Origin of the sequence: Oerskovia paurometabola (assembly GCF_016907365.1) — a bacterium.
Classification (GTDB): domain Bacteria; phylum Actinomycetota; class Actinomycetes; order Actinomycetales; family Cellulomonadaceae; genus Oerskovia; species Oerskovia paurometabola.
Map to the genome: position 1 here is coordinate 2,082,400 of NZ_JAFBBV010000001.1, position 25,386 is coordinate 2,107,785.

General features: G+C 72.2%; 22 protein-coding genes. 19 read left to right on the forward strand and 3 right to left on the reverse strand.

The genetic code is table 11. The features are described from left to right. The first annotated feature begins 162 nt into the window (after positions 1–162). The 4 genes from JOD48_RS09330 (at position 163) to JOD48_RS09345 (ending at position 5,051) form a co-directional block, all read left to right on the forward strand. A complete protein-coding gene (locus tag JOD48_RS09330; RefSeq protein ID WP_204808699.1) occupies positions 163–1,182 on the forward strand; it encodes a phosphodiester glycosidase family protein in 1,020 nt (339 codons plus the stop codon). A 6-nt stretch (positions 1,183–1,188) separates the two neighbouring features. Continuing rightward, positions 1,189–2,367, forward strand: a complete 1,179-nt coding sequence (locus tag JOD48_RS09335) for a glycosyltransferase family 2 protein (protein ID WP_204808701.1) — start codon at positions 1,189–1,191, stop codon at positions 2,365–2,367. A 92-nt stretch (positions 2,368–2,459) separates the two neighbouring features. Further along, the gene (locus JOD48_RS09340; RefSeq protein ID WP_204808703.1) at positions 2,460–3,311 is read left to right on the forward strand and encodes a TrmH family RNA methyltransferase; all 852 of its coding nucleotides are present in this window, start codon (positions 2,460–2,462) and stop codon (positions 3,309–3,311) included. A 435-nt stretch (positions 3,312–3,746) separates the two neighbouring features. Beyond that, the gene (locus JOD48_RS09345; RefSeq protein WP_204808705.1) at positions 3,747–5,051 is read left to right on the forward strand and encodes an MFS transporter; all 1,305 of its coding nucleotides are present in this window, start codon (positions 3,747–3,749) and stop codon (positions 5,049–5,051) included. 47 nt (positions 5,052–5,098) lie between these two features. Here the strand turns inward: JOD48_RS09345 and JOD48_RS09350 are convergent, their stop codons facing one another. Then, the gene (locus JOD48_RS09350) at positions 5,099–6,007 is read right to left on the reverse strand and encodes a helix-turn-helix transcriptional regulator (protein ID WP_204808707.1); all 909 of its coding nucleotides are present in this window, start codon (positions 6,005–6,007) and stop codon (positions 5,099–5,101) included. 50 nt (positions 6,008–6,057) lie between these two features. On the opposite strand from JOD48_RS09350, the gene JOD48_RS09355 reads away from it, so the two are divergent. From JOD48_RS09355 to JOD48_RS09390, 8 genes are read left to right on the forward strand one after another with little or no spacing between them, the layout of a single operon-like run. Continuing rightward, positions 6,058–9,825, forward strand: a complete 3,768-nt coding sequence (locus JOD48_RS09355; protein ID WP_204808709.1) for a nitrate reductase subunit alpha — start codon at positions 6,058–6,060, stop codon at positions 9,823–9,825. Position 9,826: 1 nt separating this feature from the next. Then, positions 9,827–11,353 (forward strand): nitrate reductase subunit beta, encoded by a 1,527-nt coding sequence (narH, locus tag JOD48_RS09360; protein WP_191791351.1) that lies wholly within the window; start codon positions 9,827–9,829, stop codon positions 11,351–11,353. Next, entirely contained in the window at positions 11,350–12,108 is a 759-nt protein-coding gene (gene narJ / locus JOD48_RS09365) for a nitrate reductase molybdenum cofactor assembly chaperone (RefSeq protein WP_204808711.1), read from the forward strand. Before narH ends, narJ begins: the two co-directional genes overlap by 4 nt. 3 nt (positions 12,109–12,111) lie before the next feature. Then, positions 12,112–12,816, forward strand: coding sequence for a respiratory nitrate reductase subunit gamma (narI, locus tag JOD48_RS09370; RefSeq protein WP_204808713.1), 705 nt, complete (start codon positions 12,112–12,114; stop codon positions 12,814–12,816). Further along, complete coding sequence (locus JOD48_RS09375; RefSeq protein WP_204808715.1) at positions 12,813–13,265, forward strand: molybdenum cofactor biosynthesis protein MoaE; 453 nt, start codon at positions 12,813–12,815, stop codon at positions 13,263–13,265. The genes narI and JOD48_RS09375 overlap by 4 nt, the downstream gene beginning before the upstream one ends. Then, positions 13,262–14,269, forward strand: coding sequence for a GTP 3',8-cyclase MoaA (moaA, locus tag JOD48_RS09380; RefSeq protein ID WP_307824068.1), 1,008 nt, complete (start codon positions 13,262–13,264; stop codon positions 14,267–14,269). Before JOD48_RS09375 ends, moaA begins: the two co-directional genes overlap by 4 nt. 46 nt (positions 14,270–14,315) lie before the next feature. Next, positions 14,316–14,570: a MoaD/ThiS family protein gene (locus JOD48_RS09385; protein ID WP_191791346.1), complete on the forward strand. Its 255-nt coding sequence runs from the start codon at positions 14,316–14,318 to the stop codon at positions 14,568–14,570. A 20-nt stretch (positions 14,571–14,590) separates the two neighbouring features. Then, entirely contained in the window at positions 14,591–15,001 is a 411-nt protein-coding gene (locus tag JOD48_RS09390) for a hypothetical protein (RefSeq protein ID WP_191791345.1), read from the forward strand. 37 nt (positions 15,002–15,038) lie between these two features. Here JOD48_RS09390 and JOD48_RS09395 read toward each other — a convergent pair whose 3' ends face one another. Next, a complete protein-coding gene (locus tag JOD48_RS09395) occupies positions 15,039–15,962 on the reverse strand; it encodes a ketopantoate reductase family protein (RefSeq protein WP_204808719.1) in 924 nt (307 codons plus the stop codon). A gap of 220 nt (positions 15,963–16,182) precedes the next feature. Between JOD48_RS09395 and JOD48_RS09400 the strand changes: the two genes are divergently transcribed. Further along, positions 16,183–16,764: a hypothetical protein gene (locus tag JOD48_RS09400; protein WP_191791343.1), complete on the forward strand. Its 582-nt coding sequence runs from the start codon at positions 16,183–16,185 to the stop codon at positions 16,762–16,764. Between the two features lie 203 nt (positions 16,765–16,967). On the opposite strand, the gene JOD48_RS09405 is transcribed toward JOD48_RS09400, so the two are convergent. Next, complete coding sequence (locus tag JOD48_RS09405) at positions 16,968–18,587, reverse strand: ABC-F family ATP-binding cassette domain-containing protein (protein ID WP_191791342.1); 1,620 nt, start codon at positions 18,585–18,587, stop codon at positions 16,968–16,970. A gap of 226 nt (positions 18,588–18,813) precedes the next feature. On the opposite strand from JOD48_RS09405, the gene JOD48_RS09410 reads away from it, so the two are divergent. From JOD48_RS09410 to JOD48_RS09435, 6 genes are all read left to right on the forward strand, one after another. Next, positions 18,814–21,099: a carbon starvation CstA family protein gene (locus tag JOD48_RS09410; protein WP_191791341.1), complete on the forward strand. Its 2,286-nt coding sequence runs from the start codon at positions 18,814–18,816 to the stop codon at positions 21,097–21,099. A gap of 10 nt (positions 21,100–21,109) precedes the next feature. Continuing rightward, positions 21,110–21,307, forward strand: coding sequence for a YbdD/YjiX family protein (locus JOD48_RS09415; protein WP_307824069.1), 198 nt, complete (start codon positions 21,110–21,112; stop codon positions 21,305–21,307). Positions 21,308–21,396: 89 nt separating this feature from the next. Continuing rightward, positions 21,397–22,587 carry a sensor histidine kinase gene (locus JOD48_RS09420; protein WP_191791339.1) on the forward strand — a complete coding sequence of 397 codons (1,191 nt, stop codon included), beginning with the start codon at positions 21,397–21,399 and terminating at the stop codon, positions 22,585–22,587. Positions 22,588–22,685: 98 nt separating this feature from the next. Next, positions 22,686–23,462: a LytR/AlgR family response regulator transcription factor gene (locus JOD48_RS09425; RefSeq protein ID WP_307824292.1), complete on the forward strand. Its 777-nt coding sequence runs from the start codon at positions 22,686–22,688 to the stop codon at positions 23,460–23,462. Then, positions 23,459–23,896, forward strand: a complete 438-nt coding sequence (locus JOD48_RS09430; protein ID WP_204808721.1) for a heavy metal transporter — start codon at positions 23,459–23,461, stop codon at positions 23,894–23,896. Before JOD48_RS09425 ends, JOD48_RS09430 begins: the two co-directional genes overlap by 4 nt. Next, on the forward strand, positions 23,893–25,362 hold the full coding sequence (locus JOD48_RS09435; RefSeq protein WP_204808723.1) for a sodium/solute symporter: 1,470 nt from the start codon (positions 23,893–23,895) through the stop codon (positions 25,360–25,362). The genes JOD48_RS09430 and JOD48_RS09435 overlap by 4 nt, the downstream gene beginning before the upstream one ends. Positions 25,363–25,386: the final 24 nt, after the last annotated feature.

The window sequence follows — 25,386 nt, forward strand, 5'->3', positions numbered from 1 at the left end:
TTAGTCGTACCGGGGTGCAAGAGTGAGCGACGTCTCACCTGAGAGTTCGGTGGGAGCGTGTCGTCGTGACGGCGATCACGCGGCGTTGTCAGGACGGACCTCACAGCGGCCCCTCAGCGGGCACCTGCGCCCGGCACACGTGCGCTCCGTAGACCTGGGTGCATGACGACCGACGACCAGCACCCCGGCACCCCGTCCACCGCCCCGCCCGCACGCCGCCGCCGCCGCCGACGACGACGAGCGTTCGTCGCGGGCGGCCTCGCCCTGACGCTGACGCTCGGTGGTGCGACCGCGTGGGCCCTCGACCGGTACGTGGTCGAGCACGTCGAGATCGCCGACGTCGCGGCCTACGAGGCCAGCCAGGCGACCGACTCCGGGACGCAGGGGGCGCCGTCGGGCACTTCGGCCGGGAGCTCGTCGGAGACAGGGGCCACCGCCGACGCCTCGACCTCGTCCGACGGGACGAGCGTGAGCGTGCGGCAGGTCGTCGAAGGGTCGGGCGACGACACCGTGACGTACTACGTCGCGGACGTCGTCCTGGGAGAGGCGACCGACCTGCGCTCGGCGTTCGCTCAGAACGCGTTCGGCGAGAACATCACCGAGAAGACCTCCGACATCGCGGCCGGCAACGACGCCCTCCTCGCGATCAACGGCGACTACTACGGGTTCCGCTCCACGGGCATCGTGATCCGCAACGGCGTCGTCTACCGCGACGAGGGCGCGCGCGAAGGTCTCGCGTTCTACCGCGACGGCACCGTCGAGGTCTACGACGAGACCACCACGACCGCGCAGGAGCTCGTGGACGCGGGCGTGTGGAACACGCTGTCGTTCGGGCCCGCGCTGCTCGACGGCGGCGACGTGCTCGACGGCATCGCCGACGTCGAGGTCGACACCAACGTGGGCAACCACTCGATCCAGGGCGAGCAGCCCCGCACCGCTGTGGGGGTGATCGGCGAGAACCACCTCGTCTTCGTCGTGGTCGACGGACGCAGCACCGGGTACAGCCGCGGCGTCACCATGACCGGGCTCGCCGAGATCATGCAGGACCTGGGCGCGACGACCGCGTACAACCTCGACGGTGGCGGGTCGTCGACCATGTACTACGACGGCGAGCTCGTCAACGACCCGCTCGGTCGAGGCGCCGAGCGCGGCACCTCCGACATCCTGTACGTCGGGGAGTGAGCGGCCGTGATCGTGCTGATCCCCGCCTACGAGCCGGACACGGCGCTCGTCCGCCTGGTCGCCGCGCTGCGCGCGACGCGACAGGTACGGGGGATCGTCGTGGTCGACGACGGCAGCGGGCCGGGCTCCCGCCCCGTGCTCGACGACGTCGCTCACCTCGGGGCGGTCGTCGTCGGGTTCCCGACCAACCGTGGCAAGGGCGCGGCGCTGCGGCGCGGGCTCGCCGAGGTCGCGCGACGCTGGCCCGGCGAGGACGTGGTGTGCGCCGACGCCGACGGGCAGCACGCCGTCGCCGACGTCCTCCGGGTCGGGGAGCGGGTGTCCGACGGCGAGGGGGCCGTGGTCCTCGGGGCGCGCGCGTTCGCCGGCGACGTGCCGCTGCGCAGCCGGGTCGGCAACACCATGACCCGGTGGCTGTTCCGGGCGGCGACCGGGCTGCGCGTCCAGGACACCCAGACCGGCCTGCGCGGGTACCCCGCCACGATGATCACCTGGCTGCTCGCCGTGCGCGGGGACCGCTACGAGTACGAGCTCAACGTGCTGCTCGCCGCAGCCCGCCAGGGGCATTCCGTCGTCGAGGTCGGGATCGAGACGATCTACCTCGACGACAACGCGTCCTCGCACTTCCGGCCGCTCGCCGACTCGGCCCGCATCTACGCGCCGCTGCTCGCGTTCTCGCTGTCGTCCCTGCTGGCCTTCGGGATCGACACCGCGGCGCTGCTCGTGCTCGACGCGGTGACGGGGTCGCTGCTGCTGGCGGTCGTCGGGGCGCGCGGGGTCAGCGGGACCGTGAACTTCCTCGTGAACCGGCGGGTGTTCGGGGGCGGGACTGGTGGTGGAGCGGGTGCTGGTGCTGTGGGTGGCCGTGCGGGCTCGGGGTCGCGTGCTCGGGCGCACGGGCCCGGATCCGGGCGGCGGGCCGCGCTGCGGTACGCGGCGCTCGCGGTCGGGCTGCTGGCCGCAGGGTACGGGGTGCTCCGGGGGCTGACGGGGCTGGGGCTCGCGCTGCTGCCGGCCAAGGTCGTGACCGAGGTGCTGCTCTTCGCGACGAGCTACGAGGTGCAGCGGAGGGTCGTGTTCCGAGCAGCAGTGCCGCCCGGGCAGCCCGAACGGGGTGGGCTCGTGGCGGACGCGGGTCGCCCGACCGCCGAGCACGAGGTTCCGCGCGCTCGACCACGAGGTTGAGGTCGTGAACGCCGTCAGAACGACCGCAACCCCGTGCTCGGCACCGGGGGGCCGATGCCAGGCCGCCGCCGTGGGTGCGGGAGAATCTGAGCGTGCAGATCATCCACGTGACCGACCCCGCCGACCCGCGCCTCGCCGACTACACGAACCTCACGGACGTCGAGCTCCGCTCGAAGAACGAGCCGGAGAAGGGCATGTACATCGCGGAGAGCACCACGGTGATCCACCGGGCGCTCGCGGCAGGGCACCGGCCCCGCTCCTTCCTCATGGCGGAGAAGTGGCTCCCCGGGCTCGAGGAGGCGATCTCCGCCGTCGGGCTGGACGACGGGCCCGGCGGGACGGGCGAGCCCGTGCCCGTGTACATCGCCGAGCCCGCCGTCCTGGAGTCGATCACCGGTTTCAACCTGCACCGTGGCGCGCTGTCCGCGATGCACCGGCCGCTCCTGCCGAGCGTGCACGAGCTGCTCATGACCGCCCGTGACGGGCAGGGTGCGCGGCGCGTGGCGGTGCTGGAGGACATCGTCGACCACACCAACGTGGGCGCGATCTTCCGCGGGGCGGCCGGCCTCGGGGTGGACGCCGTGCTCGTGTCGCCGCGGTGCTCGGACCCGCTGTACCGGCGCAGCGTCCGCGTCTCGATGGGGACGGTGTTCCAGGTGCCGTGGACGCGGCTCGAGTCGTGGCCGGGCGGCGTCGAGGAGCTGCGCGAGCACGGGTTCACCGTCGCGGCGCTCGCGCTGTCGGACGACTCGCTCACCCTCGACGAGTACGTCGCGCGGGGCGACGAGAAGTCGGCGTTCGTGTTCGGGACCGAGGGGCACGGGCTGCACCGCTCGACGCTCGCGGCGGTCGACCACGTCGTGAAGATCCCGATGGCCGGGGGAGTGGACTCGCTCAACGTCGCGGCGAGCGCTGCGGTGGTGTTCTGGGCGACGCGGGCGTAGCCGTCCCCAGCGCGCAGTGGTCGACCGGCTGAACGACCGGCTGCCTCTCGACCCTCGAACGACCGACTTTGTGACGGAAAGCACAAAGTCGGAGCCCCGGCGCTCCGCACCAGACCAGCGCCCCGTTCTTCGGGCGAAACGACCCCTGCCCGCCGCCGCCCGCGCGCTTGCCGCAGCCCGCCGTCGGGCGCCCCGGGCCTCGCGGGCCACGGCCCGCCCGAGTTGATCCGCAACAACGCCCCGAACCTCCAAAGCAGCAGGTCAGCGGCCCTTCCTGGCCCGTGTCCCGGTTCGGGACCAAGGACGCCGCGACGGGACCTAGGTCCCGGTACGCACGAGTGAACTCGTCCATATGTTGTGGGTGCCCCAGCCCCACTTCTCGGACGGAGACACCCGGTGGTCACAGCCGACGTAGCCCCCAGACCAGCACACCAGGTGAGCACCGACGCGCGCCGCGACCTTCTCGACTGGGACCCCAACGACCCCCAGCGCTGGGACTCGAAGGTCGCCTGGAGCACGCTCTGGGTCACGACGTTCAACCTCATGCTCGCGTTCATCATCTGGTACCTGCCCGGGGCGCTCATCCCCACCCTCGGCACGGTCACCGGGTGGGACCTGAGCGAGAGCCAGTCCTACTGGCTGCTCGCCATGCCCGGCCTGACGGGCGGCCTGCTCCGCATCGTCTGGATGATGCTGCCGCCCATGCTCGGCACCCGCAAGATGCTCACGCTGTCCGCGCTCCTCATGATCATCCCGTTCGTCGGGTGGACCTGGGTCGTGATGCTCCCGACGCAGCCCTCGTACGCGCTGCTCGTCGCCCTGGCCCTCGCGGCCGGGCTCGGTGGTGGTGTCTTCTCGGGGTACATGCCCTCGACCTCGTACTTCTTCCCCAAGAGCAAGCAGGGCACGGCCCTGGGCCTGCAGGCCGGGATCGGGAACTTCGGGGTCTCGGTCGTCCAGTTCGTCGTGCCGTGGGCCATCGGGTTCGGAATGTTCGGCATCGCGGGCCAGCTCGCGCACCCGCAGAACGCCGAGCCCCGCCAGGTCTGGTTGCAGAACCCCGGGCTGATCTTCATCCCGTTCGCAGTCGTCGGCGTCGTGCTCGCGTGGACCCTGCTCAAGTCGGTGCCCGTCAAGGCCAACCTCAAGCAGCAGTTCGACATCTTCCAGAACAAGCACACCTGGCTCATGACCATGGAGTACGTCCTGACGTTCGGGATCTTCTCCGGCCTCGCGGGCACGTTCGGCATGCTGCTCAAGCAGCAGTTCGGCCCCGAGTACCTGACGTGGGTCTTCCTCGGCGCGCTCGTCGGCTCGCTCGCCCGCATGTGCTGGGGTCCGCTGTGCGACCGCTTCGGCGGCGGCGTGTGGACCGTGGTGTCCGGGATCGGCGTCGCGGCCTCGGCCGGTCTCGTCCTGTTCGGCCAGGTCACCGCGACCGACGGGGAGACGCCGAGCCTGCCGATCTTCATGACCGGGATGGTCCTGATCTTCTTCTTCTGCGGGATCGGCAACGCCGCGACGTTCAAGCAGATGCCCATGATCTTCCCGGCGCGTCAGGCAGGCGGAGTGATCGGCTGGACCGCCGCGATCGCCGCGTTCGGACCGTTCCTGTTCTCGATGCTGTTCAACTACCTGCCGAGGACGGCCGTGTTCGGCGGGATCATCGCCTACGCCCTGCTCTGCGCAGGCATCGCCTGGCACTTCTACGCACGCCCCGGCGCCGAGGCCAAGAGCTGATCATGAGATCGCCCGCAGCACCCGACGCAGGCCCCCGGGCCCGACGCTCAGCAGGCGTCGGGCGCGGGGCCGGCGGCCCCGAGACCCCCCGGACCCGCGCCCCCCGGCGCCCCGGACACGACGATCGGGATCGGCGCGGCCTCGTCGTGACGCCCCCGGTCGACGGTCTCGAGCCGCGCGACGCAGTGGTGCTGACCGAAGTTCGGCACCAGGGCCGTGGCGCGCAGGTCCGAGCCGAGCTCGGCCAGGGTGCCGTTGATGAAGCCCGCGTGCAGGGAGCACACGACCTGCGGGGTGCTGCGGGCGGTCGCCACGAACGGGCAGTTGTTGAGCACGAGCGCGTCCATGCCCTTGCCGGGCGCGGAGACGTGCGCGGACGGCTCGCCGCGCGGGGTCGGCGCGAACCACAGCGCGTCGAGCTTGGACACGAGCAGGGTCGAGACCTCGTCCTCGGTGAGCACCTCGCCCGGGGCGGGGCAGTCGGCGAGCTTCTGCCCCCACGTGCGGCCCACGGTGTACGTGAGGGTCGCGGCCTCGGGCACGTTGGCGGCGACGGCGGTCGTGAGCGCCTCGGCCAGGAGCCGGTAGGCCTGCGCGCGCTCGTGCGTCTGGTTGGGCAGGGTGCCGCGGTAGAGCACCTTGGGCCGCCCGGGCGTCGTCCGGGTCTGCTGGGTGCGCTCGGCGAGCCCGGCGTCGACGAGCGACTCCAGGTGGAAGCGCGCGGTGTTCTGGTGGATGCCGACCTCGTCGGCGATGTCCTGGACGGACACCGGCGCCTTGGAGTCGCGCAGCAGCTGGATGACGTGCGTGCGCCTGCCGCCATGGTCGCTGCGACCCGTCGTGCCGTCGAACCCTCCGTAGACCTGCTGCCTGGGCACCTGCTCGCCCCACTTCTTCCCGCTCGTGGACCACTGACGTCGAGGCGTCCGGCTGCCCCCGGCCGACGTCCTCACCATGACAACCATCGCACGAACGCCCCCCACGCCGTTCCCGAGGAGCACTCGCCATGACCATCGACGACCCGGCGACGATGTCGCCCCTGATGAAGAAGCTGCTGAAGACGCGCAGCCACTTCCCGCAGACCGAGGTGTTCGACTCGGCGCACGCCATGATCGAGACGGACCCCTCCGAGTGGGACCGGTTCTACCGCGACCGGTGGGCGCACGACAAGGTCGTGCGCTCGACGCACGGCGTGAACTGCACGGGGTCGTGCGCGTGGGACGTGTACGTCAAGGACGGCCTCATCACGTGGGAGCACCAGGGCACGGACTACCCGACGACGGGGCTCGACAGCCCCGAGTACGAGCCGCGCGGCTGCCCGCGCGGGGCCTCGTTCTCCTGGTACACGTACTCGCCGTCGCGCGTGCGGTATCCCTATGTGCGCGGAGTCCTGCTCGAGATGTACCTCGACGCACGCTGCCGCCTGGGCGACCCGGTGCTCGCGTGGGCCGAGGTCGTCGAGAGCCCGCTCAAGGCGACGCTCTACAAGCGGGCCCGCGGCAAGGGCGGCCTGGTCCGCGCGGACTGGGAGCTCGCGACCGAGATCATGGCCGCGGCCCACGTCTACACGATCAAGGCGTACGGGCCGGACCGCTGCGTCGGGTTCACCCCGATCCCCGCGATGTCGATGGCGAGCTTCGGCGTCGGGACGCGCTTCCTGTCGATGATCGGCGGGACGCTGCTGAGCTTCTACGACTGGTACGCGGACCTTCCGCCCGCGAGCCCGCAGATCTGGGGTGACCAGACCGACGTCCCGGAGTCGGGCGACTGGTGGAACTCGAGCTACATCATGATGTGGGGCTCGAACGTCCCCGTGACGCGCACGCCCGACGCGCACTTCCTGGCCGAGGCCCGCTACAAGGGGACCAAGGTCGTCGCGGTCAGCCCCGACTACGCGGACAACGTGAAGTTCGCCGACGACTGGCTCGCCCCCGCCCCGGGCACGGACGGCGCGCTCGCGCAGGCCATGGGCCACGTGCTGCTCACCGAGTTCTACCGCGACCGCCAGGTGCCGTACTTCGAGGCGTACTCGCGCACGTACACGGATGCGCCGTTCCTCGTCACGCTCGACGAGTCCCCGGGGGCGCGTGCGACGGCGGAGGGCACAGTGCCCGACGGCGCCCCCGCCCCGGTCTTCCGGCCCGCCAAGTTCCTCACGGCAGCCGACCTGGACGGGCTGCCCGTCGCGGGGGCGACGGGGCAGCGCCCCGAGTTCCGCCCGGTCTTCCTCGACACGGCCGCCGACGCGCTCACGGTGCCGAACGGCACGCTGGCCGACCGGTGGACCGAGGACGGCGTGGGGCGCTGGAACCTCGACCTCGAGGACCACGACCCGGCGCTGAGCCTGCTGGGCCTGACGCACGCGGGAGCCGAGGCGCAGGGGGTCGTCGTCGAGCTGCCGCGCTTCGACGTGGGGGAGACCGAGGGCGGCTCCTCGGTCCTGCGCGGCGTCCCGGCGATCCGCGTGGGCGACCGCCTCGTGACCACCGTGTTCGACCTGCTCATGGCGCAGTACGGCGTGGGCCGCGACGGACTGCCCGGGACGTGGCCCACGGGCTACGACGACCCGACGTCGCCCGGGACGCCCGGGTGGCAGGAGTCCCTGACCGGGGTCCCGGCCGAGCAGTGCACCCGGATCGCGCGCGAGTTCGCGCGCAACGCCGAGGTGAGCAAGGGCAGGTCCATGATCATCATGGGCGCGGGCACCAACCACTGGTACCACGCGGACACCATCTACCGGACGTTCATCGCGCTCCTGACCCTCACCGGGTGCCAGGGCGTCAACGGCGGCGGCTGGGCGCACTACGTGGGCCAGGAGAAGGCCCGGCCCGTGACGGGGCAGCAGCACATGGGCTTCGCGCTCGACTGGCAGCGCCCCACGCGTCACATGGCCGGCACGGCGTTCTGGTACACCGCGACGGACCAGTGGCGCTACGAGGGCTTCGGCGCGGACGAGCTCGCTTCGCCGACCGGTCCGGGCACGCTCAAGGACCGCAGCATGATGGACTGCCTGACCCAGGCGGCCCGCATGGGCTGGACGCCCTCGCACCCCGGGTTCGACCGCAACCCGCTCGACCTGTGCGACGAGGCCGCGGCCGCGGGCGTGCCGGTCGCCGACCACGTGGTCTCCGAGCTGCGCAGCGGGAACCTCAGGTTCGCGGTCGAGGACCCCGACGACCCGCAGAACTTCCCGCGCGTCCTGACGGTCTGGCGGGCGAACCTCATCGGCAACTCGGCCAAGGGCAACGAGTACTTCCTCAAGCACCTGCTGGGCGCCGACTCGTCGCTGCGGGCGCACGAGACCCCGCCCGAGCGCCGCCCCGAGGAGGTCGTCTGGCGGGACGAGGCCCCCGAGGGCAAGCTCGACCTGCTGACCAACATCGACTTCCGCATGACCTCGACGTCGCTGTTCGCCGACGTGGTCCTGCCCGCGGCGACCTGGTACGAGAAGCAGGACATCTCGACCACGGACATGCACCCGTTCGTCCACGCGCTCAACGCGGCGATCGCACCACCGTGGCAGGCCAGGACCGACTACGACGCGTTCCTGGGGCTCGCCGACAAGGTCTCCGAGCTCGCCAAGATCCACCTGGGCACACGCACCGACGTCATCGCTGCGCCGCTCACGCACGACACCCCGGACGAGATGGCCCAGCCCGGAGGCGTCGTCCTCGACTGGCGCAAGGGAGAGTGCGAGCCCGTCCCGGGCGTGACCATGCCCCGCCTCGTGGTGGTCGAGCGGGACTACACCCAGATCGCGGAGAAGATGCGCGCCGTCGGGCCGCTGATCTCGAAGGTCGGGACCACGACCAAGGGCGTCACGGTCGTGCCCGAGCAGGCCGTCGAGTTCCTCGCGAAGGCCAACGGCGTGCGCAAGGACGGCGTCGCGAAGGGACGTCCGTCGCTCGAGACCGCTGCGCACTTCTGCGAGGCGATCCTCGCGCTGTCCGGCACGACCAACGGCGCCGTGTCGGTCGCGGGCTTCACGGCCCTCGAGAAGCGGGTCGGCAAGCCGCTCGCGGACCTGGCCGAGGAGAACCACGACCGCCAGGTCACGTTCGCCCAGACCCTGACCGGGCCGCAGAACGTCTTCACGAGCTACGAGTGGTCGGGCTCCGAGCAGGGCGGGCGGCGCTACTCGCCGTTCGTGGTCAACGTCGAGCGGCTCAAGCCGTGGCACACGCTCACGGGTCGCCAGCACTTCTTCGTCGACCACGACTGGATGACCGAGCTCGGCGAGCAGCTCCCGGTCTACCGGCCGCCGCTCGACATGGCACGCCACTTCGGCCACCAGGGCTTCAGCGAGCCCGGCTCGACCGAGGTCACGGTGCGCTACCTGACGCCGCACTCCAAGTGGTCCATGCACTCGCAGTTCCAGGACAACCCGTACATGCTCGCGCTCTCGCGCGGGGGCCCCACGATCTGGATCTCCGAGGGCGACGCGGCGACCGCGGGGATCGCGGACAACGACTGGATCGAGGCGGTCAACCGCAACGGCGTGGTCGTGGCCCGGGCCGTGGTCTCGCACCGCATGCCCACGGGCACGGTCTACATGTACCACTCGAAGGACCGCAACATCGACGTGCCCAAGGCCGAGGCGTCGGGCAAGCGAGGGGGCATCCACAACGCGCTGACGATGATCATGATGAAGCCCACGCACCTCCTGGGCGGGTACGGCCAGCTCACCTACGCCTTCAACTACTACGGGCCGACCGGCAACCAGCGCGACGAGTACACGGTCATCCGTCGGCGCAACCAGGAAGTGGAGTACTGAGATGCGGGTCATGTCGCAGGTCGCGATGGTCATGAACCTCGACAAGTGCATCGGGTGCCACACGTGCTCGGTCACGTGCAAGCAGACGTGGACCAACCGCGACGGCGTCGAGTACGTGTGGTTCAACAACGTCGAGACCAAGCCGGGAACGGGGTACCCGCGCGGGTACGAGGACCAGGACCGGTGGCACGGCGGCTGGGAGCTCGACCGCAAGGGACGGCTCCGGCTCCGCTCGGGCGGGCGGTTGCGCCGCCTCGCGTCGATCTTCGCGAACCCCGACCTCCCGGGGCTCGACGACTACTACGAGCCCGCGACGTACGACTTCGACCAGCTCATCTCCGCGCCGGCGAACTCGCCGCAGATCCCCGTGGCCCGGCCCAAGAGCGCGATCACGGGCAAGGACATGAAGATCACGTGGGGACCCAACTGGGACGACGACCTGGGCGGCTCGCCGCAGATCGCGTCGAAGGACCCCAACCTCGCGTCCATGGTCGACAAGGTCCAGCTCTCGTTCGAGCAGACGTTCATGTTCCACCTGCCCCGGATCTGCGAGCACTGCCTCAACCCGGCGTGCGTCTCGGCCTGCCCGTCGTCGGCCATGTACAAGCGCGTCGAGGACGGGATCGTGCTCGTGGACCAGGACGCGTGCCGCGGCTGGCGCATGTGCGTCTCGGCCTGCCCCTACAAGAAGGTCTACGTCAACCACCAGACGGGCAAGGCCGAGAAGTGCACGTTCTGCTTCCCGCGCATCGAGGCGGGGCAGCCGACCGTGTGCGCCGAGACGTGCGTGGGCCGCCTGCGGTACATCGGCCTCGTGCTCTACGACGCCGACGCGGTCGAGGCCGCGGCGTCCGTCGAGGACCCCCAGGACCTGCTCGACGCCCAGCGCTCGGTCTTCCTCGACCCCACGGACCCCGAGGTGATCGCGGCGGCACGGGCGGCCGGCATCGCCGAGGACTGGATCGGCGCGGCCCAGCGCTCGCCGATCTGGCAGCTCATCCAGAAGTTCAAGGTCGCCCTGCCGCTGCACCCCGAGTACCGGACCATGCCCATGGTCTGGTACGTGCCGCCGCTCTCGCCCGTCCTGGACGTGACGACCGAGCTCGGCAAGGACGACGCGGACGCCGACGACGTGTTCCACACCATCGCGTCGCTGCGCATCCCGCTCGAGTACCTCGCGAGCCTGTTCTCGGCCGGGGACGTCGACGTCGTCGCGGGCGTCCTCATGAAGCTCGCCGCGATGCGCAGCCACATGCGCCGCCGCACGCTGACCGGGGAGGTGGACGAGGCGTTGCTCGCCCAGGTCGGGTACTCGTCCGAGGACGTCGAGGAGCTCTACCGGCTCCTGGCCATCGCCAAGATGGAGGACCGCTACGTCATCCCCGCGGCGCACAAGGAGGACGCGGCCGAGATGGCCTCATGGGCCTCGGGCTGCTCGCTCGACAACCCGGGCGGCCCCGGCATGAGCGCGGCCTCCACGCGCGGCGGCCCCGTCTCCGTCCCCCTGCAGGTCCGGAGGCCGTCATGACGGCCCAGGCTCCGGCGTCGGGCAGGCGCGCGTTCGTCCCGCTCCTGCGGCGCTCGCGGCGCAGGGACCTCGTCGAGGTCCCCGCCCGGTCCGACGTCCTCGCGCTCGCCAGCATCCTGCTGGCCTACCCCGACGACGCCTGGTACGCCGACGCCGACGAGCTCGCCGCGGCCGTCGCGGCCCTGCCCGACTCGGCCCCGGCCGCGCACCTGCGCGCGTTCTGGGACCAGCACGCGCGGACGGAGCCGCGCGCCGCGCGAGCCCACTACGTCGAGACGTTCGACCTGCGCCGCAAGTCGTCGTTGTTCCTCAGCTACTACCTGCACGGCGACACGCGCCAGCGCGGCATGGCGCTCCTCGCGCTCAAGCAGCGCTACCGCGCGTGCGGGTTCGCGCCCGACGACGCCGAGCTGCCCGACTACCTGCCCATGGTGCTCGAGTTCGCCTCGCGCGCCGGGACCGGGGCGGGGGAGGCGCCGCTGCGGACCCACCGCGGCGGGATCGAGCTCATCCGCCGTTCGCTCGCGGACCGCGGCTCGCACTACCGCGAGATCCTCGAGGCCGTGAGCGACCTCCTGGGGCCCGTGTCCGAGCGCCAGCGCGGCGAGGTCGACCAGCTCGCGCTCACCGGCCCGCCCAGCGACGACGCGGGGCTCGAGATCGCCTCGATGCCCTACGGGGGAGCGAGCTGGACCGACACGCCCGGCGCGCCCTTCGGCCCCCCGGAATTCACCTGCGCCCCGGAAGGACGCTGACACATGGACACCCTTCTCTTCGTGGTGCTGCCGTACGTCTGCCTCGCGATCTTCGTCGTCGGGCACGTCTGGAGGTACCGCAACGACCAGTTCGGCTGGACGACCCGTACGAGCCAGGTGCTCGAGAAGCGCTGGCTCGCGTGGGGCTCGCCCCTGTTCCACTTCGGGGCGCTGTTCGCGATCCTCGGGCACGCCGCGGGGCTCCTGATCCCGACGTCGTGGACCCGGGCCCTCGGGATCTCCGACCACACGTACCACGTGGTCGCGGTCGCGGCCGGGACCGTCGCGGGCGTCGTGCTGTGCGCGGGGCTCGTGATCCTGCTGCTGCGCCGGTTCTACGTCTCCGACCGCATCCGCGTCGTCACGACGCCCATGGACCGGGTCCTGTACCTCCTGCTCACGGTCGAGATCGGGGTCGGCATGTGGCAGACCGTCGCGATCAACGTGTTCGGCTCGGGCTACGAGTACCGCGGGACGGTCTCGGTCTGGTTCCGTCAGCTGTTCGTCCTCCAGCCCGACCCCTCGCTCATCACCGCGGCGCCCGCGGTCTACGGCTGGCACGCCGTCCTCGCGTGCCTGCTCCTCGCGATCTGGCCCTTCACGCGGCTCGTGCACGTCTGGTCGGTGCCCGTCGCGTACCTGGCCCGGCCGTACGTGGTCTACCGGCAGCGCTCCGCGGCGCCGGGGCGCGGCAAGGTGCGGGCATGAGTGCGGTCCCCGACGTCCCCGCCCCGGTCGCCCGCGTCGTCCTCGCGGGCGTGGGGGAGACCGCCCTGGACGTGGCCGCGCACGAGCGCGCGGTGGCCTCCGTGCACGCCGGGGCCGTCGTGACCTTCGCGGGCGTCGTCCGCGACCACGACGGCGGGAGGTCCGTGGCCGCGCTCACCTACGAGGCCCACCCCGACGCGGACCGGATCATCCGCGAGATCGCGGCCCGCGTCGCGGCCCGCTCGGGCGAGGTCCGGGTAGCCGTCACGCACCGCGTGGGCGACCTCGCGATCGGCGACGTCGCGCTCGTCGCGGCAGTGTCCTCGGCCCACCGGGCTCAGGCCTTCGCGGCGTGCGGCGACCTCGTCGAGGAGGTCAAGGCCTCCCTGCCCGTGTGGAAGAGGCAGGCCTTCACCGACGGCACGCACGAGTGGGTCGGGGCGCTGTGAGCATCGCGCCCACGCTCGAGCGCGCGCTCGTCGACCGGTTCGGACGGCGCCACCGCGACCTGCGCATCTCCCTGACCGACCGCTGCTCCCTGCGGTGCACCTACTGCATGCCCGCCGACGGCATGCCCTGGCTGCCCTCCGACGAGCTCCTCACGGTCGCCGAGATGACCCGCGTCGCGGCCGTCGCGGTCCGGCACGGCATCCAGGAGATCCGCCTCACGGGCGGCGAACCGCTCCTGCGCCCCGACATCGTCGAGATCGTGGCCGAGCTGGCCGCGCTCCCCGGCGCCCCCGAGGTGTCGATGACGACCAACGGACTGCGCCTGCCGGCGCTCGCGGTCCCGCTGCGCGACGCGGGGCTGAGCCGGCTCAACCTGTCGCTCGACACCCTGCGCCGCGACCGGTACGTGCGGTTGACGCGGCGCGACCGCATGGACCAGGCGCTCGACGGGCTCGCGGCCGCCGACCGGGCGGGCTTCACCGGGACCAAGCTCAACGCCGTCCTCGTACGGGGCGTCAACGACGACGAGACGGTCGACCTGCTCCGGTTCGCGCTCGACCGCGGATACGAGCTGCGGTTCATCGAGCAGATGCCGCTCGACGCGGGCCGGACGTGGACGCGCGAGGGCATGGTCACGGCCGACGAGGTGCTCGCGTCGCTCAGCGGATCGTTCGACCTGTTCCCTGTGCCGACGCGCGGCGCTGCCCCGGCCGAGCGGTGGACGGTCGACGGAACCGACGCGGTCGTCGGGATCGTGGCCTCCGTGACGCGTCCCTTCTGCGGGGCGTGCGACCGGATCCGGCTCACGGCCGACGGGCAGCTCCGCAGCTGCTTGTTCGCGCGCGAGGAGACCGACCTGCGGACCCTCCTGCGCGCAGGAGCCGACGACGACCGGATCGCGGCAGCGCTCGGTCTCGCGGTCCGCACCAAGGCCGCCGGGCACACGATCGGCAGCCCCTCGTTCCGGCAACCCGACCGCGGCATGTCCGCGATCGGGGGATAGCCCCCACCCGAGACCGCACCGACCCCGTACGACAAGGAGTGACGAGATGCCCGCCATCACCCTGCGCTACTACGCCGCGGCCCGTGCCGCAGCGAACGGCCTCGACGAGGAGGTGATCGAGACCGAGAGCCCCGCGGCCGCGCTCCGCGTCAGCGCGCGGCGCCACGGCGAGCCGATGCGCCGCGTGCAGGTCGTCTGCTCCTACCTCCAGGACGGTCGCGCGCTGCGCCCCGAGGCGGCGACCGCGCCCGTCGCCGGTCCGGTGACGATCGACGTGCTCCCACCGTTCGCCGGCGGGTGAGCGACATGGCGAGGTTCCCGGTGAGAGAGGTCTACCCGCCCCTGGACGCGGACGAACCGTCCGGTGCCCCGGCCCGACGGCGCATGGCCGGGCTGCGCGGCCCCGTCACCAGCGGGTGGCTGCTGGTGGCGAGCGTGAGCCAGCTCGGCACCTTCATCGCCGTCCTCTGGTACGGGCTGCTGGCGTTCCCCGAGATGACGCTGCCCGAGGCCGCGTTGCTCGTCGGCGCCCTGCTCGTGGCGCACTGGCTCACCTCGCTCGCCGTGTTCGCGGTGGGACGCGCACGGTTCCGGTGCCTCGAACGCCGGTACGTCGCCTGGCTCGACGGGCTCTGCACCGAGGAGCGGGCGGAGCACTGCCGCCGCGCCCAGCGCAGGCTCGTGGAGCACCAGAAGACGCCGAGGCACTGGGTGGTGCCCGCCGACTGGTGACGGTGCTGCTGGTCCGGCGAGGACGGCGGGACCGAGGTCAGGAGAGCTCGGCGACGAGCCGGGCCGTGAGCGGCGCCGCGACCCCGTGGCGCTCGGCGGCCCGCACGACCGCGCCGCCGATCGCGTCGACCTCGAGAAGCCGACCCGCCTCGGCGTCACGCTCCATCGAGGAACGGGCGCCGGCCGGGAAGCGGTCGTACAGGGCCAGTGACGCGGCCGGGTCCGACGGTGCGCCTGACGCCGTCGCGACCGCGGCGACCTCCGCGACCAGCGCCTCGAGCTCGCCCCGGTGGACCGTGCGCACCTCACCGATCGTCGCGCGGTACCGGGTCGTGAGCAGGGCCAGCGGCGCCAGGAAGGACAGCTTGGCCCACACGAGCGCGGCCTCGTCGGGCAGCACCCGTACCGTGATCCCGGCGTGCGCGAGGAGGTCGCGCACGGCCTCGACCGTGTCCGTCGGCACGTCGCCGGGGGCGAGGTCGATCTCCACGAACGGGCTGCCGTGCACGATCTCGCCCGGCGCGACGCGCGTCGACTCGACCCGGATCACCGCAGGGACGACCCGCGCGGAGCCGTACCGTGCGCGCAGCACGTCCAGGTGCTCGACGCCGTTGAGCAGCGGCACGACCACGGCGTCCCCGAGGACCTCGGGCGCGACCCGGTCGAGCGCGTCCGCCAGGCCGGTGGCCTTGACGGCGACCAGCAGCACGTCGACCGGCTCGGTGAGGCGCGCCGTCGCCCGGACGGCGACCTCGACGTCACCGAGCTGCCCGCTGCGGACGTGCAGCCCGTGCTCACGCAGGGACGCCGCCGTCTCGTCGCGCGCCACGAAGGTCACCGTCGCCTCGTCGGCGCGGACGAGCAGGGCCCCGACGAGGCCACCGACCCCTCCGGCGCCGAGGACGGCGACCTCCCGTGGTGCGCCGTGCCCCGTCGTGGTCTTGTTCGTCCCGTCGCTCATGGCCTCAGGAGACCACACGTCCGGTCGGTGCCGGACGCGGACGTGCGTCCTGCGAGCGTGAGGGTGGTCACGGGCCGCGGGTCCCGCCGTGGGACGCCCCGGGGACGGCCGGCAGGTGTGCCCGTGGAACGAACCGGACAGGTGCCTCGTTGGTGACTCACGACAGCCCGTGAGCACGGCACCGGCATACCCGGCCGGTGGACGTCCGGGACGAACGAGCGTGCGGACGACGCACAGCAGGGACGACGCGATGCCGGTGCAGCAGACCGAGACCACCCGCCCATGGACGTTCGACGCACGCGCCGGTGCGGTCTACGGGCTCATGACGGCTGCCTGGTACGCCGTGCCCGACCTCGTCGAACGGCGCGGGACCCGGGCGCTCCTCAAGACGGCCTGCGGGGTCGCCGGCGCTGCGGTGCTGCTCCGGACCGGCGAGGGCCGCCAGGCGATCGACGGCGTCCGCAAGGTCCGCGACGCGATGCGGGAGACGTCGAGCACCGACGTCGCGGACCGGACCGCGGGGCCCTGGGAGCGGGCGTCCGACGACGGGCCGGACAACCCCCTGCACGGCCTCACCCCGGTCGAGATCGCGCCGGGCGGCAAGGTCGCGATCGCCGTCGGGGCGGCCGTCGTCCTCGGGGCCACGACCGCGTTCGCCGTCGTCGGGGAGAAGGGGGCGTACCGCTGGGGCGAGCGCATGCGCGCCCGCGGGGTGCGCGCGCCGCACCTGCGCGTGGGACTCGTCCTGGGCGCCGCGGCAGCGGTCCTGGGTGGCCTGCTCCCGGCTCCCGAGGACGACTGACGCCCACCGAGGACGACTGAGAAGGAGTCGCGGCGGCTGGCCGAGGTCCGGCCGCGCGTAGTCGAAGCGGTTGGCTGCCGGATCACCGTTCCACGAGATCGGGCTGGTTGTCCCATCCGGCGCGGCCGAGGCGACAACCAGCCCGATCTCGACGACAACCGGTCCGTCGACGTCCGCCGCGCGCGGCATCCCGAGCACGGTCGTCAGAGTGCGCCCGACGCCGCGGTCTCCTCGACGCCGCCCGCGCCGTCGAACGTCAGGAGCCGGTCGGCGACCTTGTCGATGAAGTAGCGGTCGTGGCTCACGACGACCACGGCGCCGGGGAAGTGCGCGAGCGCACGCTCCATGACCTGGGCGCTCGTGAGGTCGAGGTGGTTGGTCGGCTCGTCGAGCACGATCACCGAGGCACCCGACAGCAGGCACTGCGCGATCGCGACACGGGCACGCTGTCCGCCCGAGAGCGTGCCGATCTTCTGCTTGAGCTCCATTTCGGAGAACTGCAGCATCGTCAGGAAGCGGTTGACGTTCTTCTTGGTCGCCGAGTACGCGAGGGTCCCGGGGGCGGCGCTGACCGCGTGCGCGACCGTGTCGTCCAGGTCGAGGTCGGCCACGACCTGGTTGTAGGAGACGAACGTCGAGTTCTTCTTCCAGGTGATCTGCCCGGCGTCGGGCGGTGTGACCTCCGTGAGCACGTCGAGGAGCGTCGACTTGCCGGACCCGTTCGCACCGACGACGGCGACGCGGTCACCGCGGTGCAACGAGAACGTGAGGTCGCTGAACAGCGGGTCGCCGCCGAACCCCTTCGTGAGCCCCTCGACCTCGACCAGTCGTTCGCTCACGTGCAGGTCCGCGTAGATGGTCGTGATGATCTGGTCGACCGGACGCGGCGCCTGGCGCTTCTTGATGTCGGCGAGCTTGCGCTTGAGGCCCCGGCTCTTGTCCTTCGCGGCCTGCTTGCGGGCATCGCTCGCCTCGACCTCGTACGCGAGCAGCTCCTCCTCGTGCGCGAACTGGCGCTCGATCGTCTTGAGGCGCGACTGCTTGGCGTGCACGTAGTCGGAGTAGCCGCCCTCGTACTCGTGCAGGCGGCGGTTCTCGATCTCGACGATCCGGTTGACCGCGCCGTCGAGGAACTGGCGGTCGTGCGAGACCACGAGCACCGCTCCCGGGTACGTCTGGAGCCAGTTCTCGATCCAGCGCACGCCGTCGAGGTCGAGGAAGTTCGTGGGCTCGTCGAGCAGCAGCACGTCGGGGCGCTGTACCAGGATCCGGGCGAGCGCCGCACGGTTGCGCCAGCCGCCCGAGAGCTGGTCGACCGGGAGAGCGCGACGTGCGGCGTCGAACCCCAGCCGCGTGAGGACCGTGTCGATCGTGTTCTCGTACGACCACCCGTCGAGCGCGTCCATGCGCTCGAACAGGTCGGCCTGCTCGGTGAGAAGCCTGGTCATCTCGTCATCGCCGTCGACAGCACCGCCGTCGTCCATGAGGTCCGGCTCGGCGAGGCGCTCGCCGATCGCGTCGAGGCGCGCCTGCGTGGAGTGGACGTCGGCGAACAGCTCGCTGAGCTCCTCGGCCGCGCTGCGGTGCCCCGCGAGCTCGGAGAACTGCGAGAAGTACCCGATGCTCACGCCGAGGTTGACGTCGACCGTCCCCGACGTGGGCTCCTTGCGGCCCAGGATGAGCTCGAGGAACGTCGTCTTGCCCGTACCGTTGCGGCCCACGAGCCCGACACGCTCGCCCTCGCGGAGCTTGAGGAAGGCGTCGCGCAGCACGACCTTGTCGTCGAACTGCATGCTCACGGCGTTCAGGCGGATCAGGCTCACAGGGGTCCTCTCGGGCACCGTGCCGGAGGTCGGCACGACGGGAGAACACTACGCGGAGCGCCTGTCCGGACGGTCGTCGGTCACCGTTCGACGACCGTTCGTCGCACGGCGCCTACCGCTCGTCGCACACCTCGACCGTCCGTCGAGGTGACCTGGATCACGGCCCGCCGTCGTCCCTAGCCTTTCCCGGTCGGACGCAACGACGCGACCTTGGGAGAGAGAACCGATGACGACAGACATCCGATCGACGGCGGAGAACGCCTCGGACGACGGGCTCTCGCCCGATCCGACGCTCCCGCCCACCGCGGTCCCGGAGACCGCCCTCGCACCACGCTGGACCTGGCAGAAGGTCGCGCTCTGGACGGGCATCGCGCTGCTCGGCGGCGTTGCCTGGGTCATGCTCGCGCTGGTGCGCGGCGAGACCGTCAACGCGATCTGGTTCGTCTTCGCCGCAGTCTGCAGCTACCTCATCGGGTACCGCTTCTACTCCAAGGTCATCGAGCGGTACATCACGCGCCCCGACGACCGGCGTGCGACCCCGGCCGAGGTGCGCTCGGACGGCAAGGACTACGTCCCGACCGACCGTCGGGTGCTGTTCGGGCACCACTTCGCCGCGATCGCGGGCGCCGGCCCGCTCGTGGGCCCGGTCCTGGCCGCGCAGATGGGCTACCTGCCCGGCACGGTATGGATCATCGTCGGCGTCATCTTCGCGGGGGCCGTGCAGGACTACGTCGTCCTGTTCTTCTCGATGCGTCGCGGTGGTCGCACGATCGGCCAGATGGCCCGCCAGGAGCTCGGTCGCATCGGCGGCACGGCCGCGATCGTCGCCTCCCTGCTCATCATGCTGATCATCGTCGCGATCCTCGCGCTCGTCGTCGTGAACTCCCTGGGCGAGAGCCCGTGGGGCGTCTTCAGCGTCGCGATGACCATCCCGATCGCCCTCTTCATGGGCGTCTACCTGCGCTACCTGCGCCCCGGACGCATCACCGAGGTCTCGATCATCGGCTTCGTGCTGCTCATGGCCGCGATCGTGGGCGGCGGCTGGGTCGCGAACACCCCGTGGGGCGCGGACCTGTTCCACCTCGACCGCACGACCATCGCCATCGGCATCATCATCTACGGCTTCGTCGCGGCCGTCCTGCCCGTCTGGCTGCTCCTGGCCCCGCGCGACTACCTGTCGACGTTCATGAAGGTCGGCGTGATCGTGATGCTCGCAGGAGCGATCGTGATCGTGCGTCCCGAGATCTCGGTCCCCGCGGTCAGCGAGTTCGCGAGCGGCGAGACCGGTCCGGTGTTCTCCGGGTCCCTGTTCCCCTTCCTGTTCGTCACGATCGCGTGCGGCGCCCTGTCCGGCTTCCACGCCCTCATCGCGTCGGGCACCACGCCCAAGCTGCTCGAGAAGGAGCGCCAGACGCGCTTCATCGGGTACGGCGGCATGCTCATGGAGTCGTTCGTCGCGATCATGGCGCTCGTCGCCGCGATCTCGCTCGACCGCGGCATCTACTTCGCCATGAACGCCTCGGCCGCCGCGACGGGCGGCACCATCGAGGGAGCGGTCGCGTTCGTCAACTCGCTCGGCCTGGCCGGAGTGAACCTCACGCCCGACATGCTGTCCTCGACCGCGGCGGCCGTCGGCGAGGAGTCCATCGTGTCCCGCACGGGTGGCGCCCCGACCCTGGCGCTGGGCCTCGCGCACATCATGCAGCAGCTCTTCGGCGGCGCCGCGATGATGGGCTTCTGGTACCACTTCGCGATCATGTTCGAGGCGCTGTTCATCCTCACGGCCGTCGACGCCGGGACGCGCGTGGCGCGCTTCATGCTCCAGGACTCGCTCGGCAACGTCGCCCCGAAGTTCCGGGACGTGACCTGGCGACCCGGGGTGTGGTTCTGCACCCTGGTCATGGTCGCGGGGTGGGGGAGCATCCTCTACCTCGGCGTGACCGACCCCCTCGGCGGGATCAACACGTTCTTCCCGCTGTTCGGCATCGCCAACCAGCTCCTGGCGGCCATCGCGCTCGCGGTCGTCCTGGCGATCGTGGCCAAGCGCGGTCGCTCGTACTTCCGCTGGCTGTGGATCGTGGCCCTGCCGCTGGCCTTCACCGCGGTCGTGACGATCACGGCGTCGTTCGAGAAGATCTTCTCGCCCGTCCCCGCCGTCGGGTACTGGGCCAACCACAACGCGTTCAAGGAGGCACTGGCTGCGGGGGAGACCTCGTTCGGCACCGCGACGTCGGTCGAGGCCATGGAGGCGGTCGTGCGCAACACGTTCGTCCAGGGCACGCTGTCGATCATCTTCGTGGTCCTCGCGATCGTCGTGATGGTCGCGGCCCTCGTGACGACCGTGAAGGCGTTGCGGGCGGGGGGCGGCGAGAACCACGAGGACGAGCCCGTGGCCTCGCGCCGGTTCGCTCCCGCCGGGCTCCTGACGACCGCCACGGAGAAGGAGATCGAGGCCGAGTGGGCTCAGCTTCCGCCCGAGAAGCAGCCCGTCTCCTCGGGCGCGGGACACTGACGTGGGACCCGTGCGCGACGCGCTCGCCCGAGCGGCGAGGGGTGCGGCCTGGTACGTCCGCCAGCTCATGGGCGACGACGCCTACCGGGTGTACGTGGAGCACCGCCGCGCCGCGCACGGGCCCGACGTCGCCGTCCTGACCGAGCGCCAGTTCTGGCGCCAGCGCATGGACGACCAGGACCGCAACCCGGGCGCCCGCTGCTGCTGAACGTCGGCCGCCGAGGGTGACGCTCCCGGTCGCCCTCGGCGGTCAGGTCCGTCACCCTCGGCGTCGTCTCCCCGGAATAGGATCGCGACATGTCCGGACCCGTGTTCACCGGCGCCGCCGTCGGCCTAGTCGTCGGCGTCCTGCTCACCGCCGCGCTCGTCGCCGCGTGGCGGCTCGCACGCGGCACGCGCGAGCTCGGCAGCGACTCCGAGCGGGCGACGTTCAGCACGCTGCACCTCGCCTCCCGTGCGGCCAAGCACCTGCGGGACGGGCTCGACGGCGACGACGTCGGGCGCGCGGCCCGCCACCTGCGCACCCTGCTCGGCTGCGAGGCGCTCGCGGTCGTGACGGCCGACGGCGTCGTGGCCCTCGACGGCCCGGCCGCCCTCCGGGCCGAGGCGCAGCGCGTCGGCGCCCGGACGATCGAGACCGGCAGGCGGCAGGTCTACGCGGGGGCCGAGCCGTCGTCGGGCGGGCCCGAGGCCGTCGGGGCGCCCGTCCTCGCCGGCGGTGTCGTCGCCGGGGCCGTCGTCGCGTTCGCGACGCGCGTGCGCCCGCCGCTCGTGCGGGCCACGGGCGAGGTCGCGCAGTGGTGCTCCGCGCAGCTCGAGCTGGGCGAGCTCGAGGCCTCGCGCACCGCGCTCGCGCAGGCCGAGCTGCGTGCGCTGCGCGCCCAGATCAGCCCGCACTTCATCTACAACTCGCTCGGCGCGATCGCCTCCTTCATCAGCACCGACCCCGAGCGGGCGCGCGACCTCGTGCTCGACTTCGCGGACTTCACGCGCTACTCCTTCCGGGGCCGCGGCGACTTCACGACGCTCGCCGACGAGCTGGGCAGCGTCCACTCGTACGTCGAGCTCGAACGTGCGCGGTTCGGCGACCGGCTGACCGTGACGCTCCAGATCGCGCCCGAGTCGCTGTCGACCGTCATCCCGTTCCTCAGCGTCCAGCCGCTCGTCGAGAACGCCGTCCGGCACGGTCTCGAGCCGCGCGAGCGGGGAGGGCGCATCGTCATCAGCGCGCGCGACGAGGGCACCCAGACCGAGATCACGGTCGAGGACGACGGCGTCGGCATGTCTCCCGAGACGTTGCGGGCCCTGCTCGCGACGGGGTCGCGCGCGACGAACGTCGGGCTGCGCAACGTCGACACGCGCGTGCGCCAGCTCTACGGCGACCAGCACGCGCTCGAGATCGAGACGAACGAGGGCGCGGGTACCCTCGTGCGGATGCGCGTCCCGAAGTCCCAGCCCCAGCACGAGACCGAGGTGAGCCGGCCGTGAGCGACCACGCCCCCCGTCTCGCACCGCCCGCCGGTCCTGCCGACGAGGCCGGCGGGGTCGGCGGAGCCGCAGGCCCGCGTCCCGGCGTCGACGTCCTCGTGGCCGACGACGAGCGTCCGGCCCTCGACGAGCTGACCGCGCTCCTGCGCCGCGACCCGCACGTGCGCTCGGTGCACGCCGTCGCGTCGGGCGCCGAGGCCCTGCGCTGGCTGTCCGAGCACCCCGTGCACGTCGCGTTCCTCGACATCCACATGCCGGGGCTCACCGGGCTCGACCTCGCCCGCGCGCTGTCGCGGTTCTCGGTCCGGCCCGCGGTGGTGTTCGTGACGGCCGACGAGGCCCGGGCCACCGAGGCGTTCGACGTCGAGGCCGTCGACTACGTGCTCAAGCCCGTCCGGCGCGAGCGGCTTGCCCGCGCGGTCGAGCGCGCGGTCGCCGCCCAGTCCGGCCCGGCATCGCAGGTGTCCCGGGACGCGGACGGCACCGACACCCACGCCGCGGAGCGGCCCGCCCCGACCACGCAGGTCCCCCCGGCCGACGAGACCATCGCCGTGACGGTCGGCACGACGACGCGCGTCGTGCTGCGCTCGGCCGTGCGCTGGGTCCAGGCCCAGGGCGACTACTCACGCCTGGTCACGGACTCCGACAGCTACCTGGTGCGCGAGCCCCTCTCCGACCTCGAGGAGCGCTGGAGCCCCGCGGGCTTCCTGCGCGTGCACCGCTCGTACCTCGTCGACCGCGCCGCCGTGACGGCGGTCCGCCTCGGTGGTGCGCACCCGGTCGTGGTCGTCGCCGGGCAGGAGGTCCCGGTGAGCCGACGCATGGCGCCGTCCGTGCGCGACGCGCTCCTGCGCCGCCCAGGGGGCCGTCCGTGAGCTCGCAGGAGCCGCCGCCGCGGGTCGTCGTCCGCTCGACCGACCCCTTGCCGCCCGGCCCGTCCGACGCCCCACCCGGCGCGCCGGACGCGGGGGAGGAGGCGCCGTCGGGCGCGGTGCGCGAGGGCCCCGGGGACACGCCCGGGCCCGACGGCGGGAGCGAACCCGCGGCCGTTTACGCCCGCAGCCTCGCGCGGACCCAGCTGCGGCTCGCGCTCGCGTGCGTCGTGTCGTTCCTGGCCGTGGTCACGCTGCTCACGGTCACGATGAGCGCGGTGCCGACGCTGGGCGACGTGCACGTCCTCGGCGTGCCGCTGCCGTGGCTCCTGCACGCGTACGGCTTCTACCCGGTCATCGGGGCGTTCGCGCTCGTGTTCGCCCTGGCCGCGGCCCGCAACGAGCGACGCTTCCGCGCACTGGTGGACGACGAGTGAGCTCGGCCCTGCCGCTCGTCGCGGTCGGCCTGCTGCTGCTCGCGACCGGGCTCATCGGCTTCTACGGGCTGCGGATCTCGCGGACGACGAGCGACTTCTTCGTCGCGTCCCGGACGGTGCAGCCCGTGTGGAACGCGTCGGCGATCAGCGGCGAGTACCTGTCGGCGGGGACGTTCCTGGGGTTGTCCGGCCTCGTGCTGCTCTCGGGGGCCGAGGCGTTCTGGTTCCCCGTCGGGTATGCCGCGGGCTACCTGCTCGTGCTGCTGTTCGTCGCCGGGCCCCTGCGCCGCAGCGGGGCCTACACGATCCCCGACTTCGTCCAGGCACGCCTCGACTCGCTCTCCGCCCGGCGCGTCACGAGCGTCCTGGTGCTCGTCATCGGGTGGCTGTACGTCGTGCCGCAGCTCCACGGCGCCGCGCTCGTCATCACCACCGTGGCCCCCGTGCCGCCATGGGTCGGATCTGTCGGGGTGGCCGCGGTCGTGAGCGCCGTGGTCGCCGCGGGCGGCATGCGCTCGGTGACGTTCGTCCAGGCGTTCCAGTTCTGGGTCAAGCTCACGGCGCTCGCGGTCCCCGTGGTCTTCCTGCTGATCGTGCTCGGCGGGCAGGACCTGACGCTCGACCCCGCGCAGGTCTTCCCGCCCGAGGCCGGGCCGCGCGCGTACGACACCTACACGACGGCCTCGTTGCTGCTCGCTCTGCTGCTCGGCACGATCGGCCTGCCGCACGTCCTCGTGCGCTTCTACACGAGCCCCGACGGCGTCTCGGCCCGGTGGACGACCGTGGTCGTGATCGGCATGATCAGCGTCTTCTACATGGTCTCGAGCACCATGGGACTGATCGCCCGCGTCGTCGCCCCCGACCTCGCCGAGCCCGGCGTCGCGGACACCGTGGCGCTCGTGCTGCCGTCGCGGCTCGTGCCCGGGGTGGGCGGCGAGCTGCTCTCGGCGCTCGTGATCGCCGGGGCGTTCGCGGCGTTCCTCGGGACGTCCTCAGGGCTCGTGGTCTCGCTCGCGGGGGTCGTGAGCCAGGACCTGTTCGGCGGCACGGTCCGCTCGTTCCGCTGGTCCGCGGTCGCGTGCACGATCGTGCCCCTCGCGTTCGCGCTCGTGACCATCCCGCAGGGGCTCGTGACGAGCGTCGGGACCGTGTTCGTGTTCGCGGCTTCCGCGCTGTCCCCGACGATCCTGCTGGGCGTGTGGTGGCGGCGCCTGACCGCGCGCGGGGCGATCGCGGGCATGGTCGTCGGCAGCGCGCTGTGCGCCGCGGCGCTCCTCGTGACCTCGGCGCTCGGCCAGGGAGACGGGCTCGCGCGCAGCCTCCTGGCCCAGCCCGCGGCCTGGACGATCCCGCTCGCGACCGCCACGACCGTCGTCGTGTCCCTGCGCGACCGGCGCGGGCCGCAGCCGCGCACGGACCGCTTCCTGCGGCGGCTCCACGTGCCGGAGCGCGCTCCCGAGCGCTGAGTGCGTGGTCCGGCCGCGACACGC